At 35.7% G+C, this 1105-nt stretch carries 2 protein-coding genes; both read right to left on the bottom strand.

The genetic code is table 11. From position 1 onward, the window contains the following. A partial coding sequence (locus IBX42_RS12605) for a hypothetical protein (protein WP_365943764.1) occupies positions 1-71 on the bottom strand: 71 nt, incomplete at its 3' end. Beyond that, positions 68-1027, bottom strand: a complete 960-nt coding sequence (cas1f, locus tag IBX42_RS12565) for a type I-F CRISPR-associated endonuclease Cas1f (RefSeq protein WP_294933266.1) — start codon at positions 1025-1027, stop codon at positions 68-70. The genes IBX42_RS12605 and cas1f, both read right to left, overlap by 4 nt. Positions 1028-1105 lie beyond the last annotated feature (78 nt).

Raw genomic sequence — 1105 nt, forward strand, 5'->3', positions numbered from 1 at the left:
AAACTGTCTAAAATTCTTCTTGTCTTTTTGAGAGCGTTTTTTTCACATTGTGAGACAAAAATTACCATCATGAGGGTTTATCTTTGGGCAGGTAGTATGCGGACGCTTCTTTGACTTGTGTAAACATAAAGTCTAAAGCCTTATGCTCTACAAAAGTTTGTAAGCATTGTGAGCGAAACTCTTTTTCACTCATTTTTTCTTTTGCACAAATAAATGCCCAAGGCAAAACTAAAGCATCCTTTACAAGGTCAGCCACATCAAAGACCAATGCACCTCGTCTAGTTTTTCCGTGCATCACCGCAAAACCATGAGGAATTCCAAGTACCCAAAGCGTAGTCGCTCCTAGCCCATACGCTAAATAATTTCCATGATTTAAAAACTCATTGGCTAAATCTGCACTCTTATGTTCTCTCGTAAAGCCTGATTGATTTGTTTTTTGTGCTGCATATTTATAGAGTCTTTTAGTAAAGTCAGCTTCAAGTTGTAATAGTTTGCCGACACTATAAGCATTTGGAATATTGTTTAAAATATTAGAAAATATCTGCTCCAATTCAGGCTCTTTGACATCAAAGCCTTCAAGTTTCAATTCACGATCTTTTGACCAAGCGGCTTTGATATACGCGACTCTTGCGATTTGAAATCTTTTAGCAGTTTCAAGTCGTTTCGCCTCATCAAACCAAAATTGCATCCAGCCTTGTATATATTCTGTTGGTCTATATTCACTTTGGGGCGTGAACCATTCAATCTCATTTGCAATCAATAAAGGTGTGGCTCCACCTCCGCAAAAACCGACCAATACGCCAGCCTGTGCCAACATTCTTATGGCAGCTTGCGTAATAGAAGTTCCGGTTCCTAATAATAGACAGGTAGTGTTTGCAATTGGGATATTCCAGTATTGAAACTCTTTTTTTTCTTCACTAAGATAAAGAACTCTTCCATCTTTTTGAAGCACTCTACACATCTCAAGATAGTAAATATTGGCTCGTTTAGAGTGTAAAATAGCTTTTAAATCTGTTAAATTTTCCAAACATATTCCTAAGAATAAATTAACAACACCTAATTTATATATTGTTAAAATTAATATTTAATATTGTAACTAATTTTA

Origin of the sequence: Sulfurimonas sp. (genome assembly GCF_014859695.1) — a bacterium.
In the GTDB taxonomy this organism is placed as follows: domain Bacteria; phylum Campylobacterota; class Campylobacteria; order Campylobacterales; family Sulfurimonadaceae; genus Sulfurimonas.